Genomic DNA, 1,545 nt, shown 5'->3' with positions numbered 1-1,545 from the left:
CTGGTTCAGACATCAGAAAATAGAAACCATCGACCTCAATGCCCTCGCCCGATAGCATGCAAAACTGTTCGCGATGTCTTCGCACACCTGTTCGCGATGTCCCCGGTCCAAACAAAGGGGAGAAGGGGAGCTGCGGCGCCGATTGACTCTTTTATCAAAGCGCGTAAAAGCCCGCAGCGAACGGGATCTTTTTCGATGCGCGGCCTTCTGATGGCTCTTCTTGCATTCGATGCCTCCAGCCACGATGCGCAGCATCGGGCCGGGCGCTTCGGCGCGTCCGTCCGTTCCAGCAAGATTCTGGGTTCCAGCAAAACTGTGGCCAAAACCACCACCAAAACGGTGTGATTCCCTTGGCCTAACCACCCTCTCCCGGGTTCGGCCCGGGGGACGGAACCCGCATGAGGCCGGCGGGTTTCTCCAACAACCAAGCGGAGAGGGACAGGAGATATCGATGAGTTTCAAGGTTGCGGTAGTCGGCGCCACGGGCAATGTGGGCCGCGAAATGCTCAGCATTCTGGACGAGCGCGGCTTCCCGGCGAGCGAGGTGGTGGCGCTGGCCTCGCGGCGCAGCCAGGGCACCGAGGTGTCCTTCGGCGACCGCACGCTGAAGGTCAAGGCGCTCGACACCTATGATTTTTCCGACACCGACATCTGCGTCATGTCGGCCGGCGGCAACGTGTCCAAGGAATGGTCGCCCAAGATCGGCAAGCAGGGCTGCGTGGTCATCGATAATTCCTCGGCCTTCCGCTACGATCCGGACGTGCCGCTGATCGTGCCGGAAGTGAATCCGGATGCGGTCGAGCTGTTCTCGCGCAAGAACATCATCGCCAATCCGAACTGCTCGACGGCGCAGCTCGTGGTGGCGCTGAAGCCGCTGCACGACGTCGCCACCATCAAGCGCGTCGTCGTCGCCACCTACCAGTCGGTCTCCGGCGCCGGCAAGGAAGGCATGGACGAGCTGTTCACGCAGACCCGCGCCGTCTTCGTCGCCGACCAGGTCGACGTCAAGAAGTTCACCAAGCGCATCGCCTTCAACGTCATCCCGCATATCGACGTCTTCCTCGACGACGGCTTCACCAAGGAAGAGTGGAAGATGGTGGCCGAGACCAAGAAGATGCTCGACCCCAAGATCAAGCTGACGGCGACCTGCGTGCGCGTGCCGGTGTTCATCGGCCATTCGGAAGCGGTCAACATCGAGTTCGAGAAGCCGATCACGGCGGACGAGGCGAGGGAAATTCTTCGAGACGCGCCCGGCTGCCAGGTTCTCGATAAGCGCGAGAACGGCGGCTACATCACGCCGCTCGAATCGGCCGGCGAAGACGCCACCTTCATCTCGCGCATCCGCGAGGATTCGACCGTCGACAACGGCCTGTCGATGTGGGTCGTTTCCGACAATCTGCGCAAGGGCGCGGCCCTCAACGCCGTCCAGATCGCCGAGCTGCTGGTCGCGCGGGGCTTGATCCAGCCGAAGAAGAAGGCGGCTTAATTTAGCTCACGGGCCGCACCGCCGCTGCCGCGGCTGGCCCTCCGCGGGGGCGCCGGACG

2 protein-coding genes are annotated in these 1,545 nt (G+C 62.5%); both read left to right on the top strand.

What is annotated here, in order from left to right:
• A partial coding sequence (locus EOA29_RS42455) for a hypothetical protein (protein ID WP_210213218.1) occupies nt 1-345 on the top strand: 345 nt, incomplete at its 5' end.
• Between the two features lie 106 nt (nt 346-451).
• Complete coding sequence (locus tag EOA29_RS36025; protein ID WP_126091136.1) at nt 452-1,486, top strand: aspartate-semialdehyde dehydrogenase; 1,035 nt, start codon at nt 452-454, stop codon at nt 1,484-1,486.
• The last annotated feature ends 59 nt before the right edge of the window (nt 1,487-1,545 follow it).

The sequence above is a fragment of the Mesorhizobium sp. M1E.F.Ca.ET.063.01.1.1 genome (genome assembly GCF_003998155.1).
GTDB lineage: Bacteria > Pseudomonadota > Alphaproteobacteria > Rhizobiales > Rhizobiaceae > Mesorhizobium.
The sequence above is the reverse complement of the archived record's forward strand: the minus strand, read 5'-3'. Positions and strand labels throughout refer to the sequence as shown.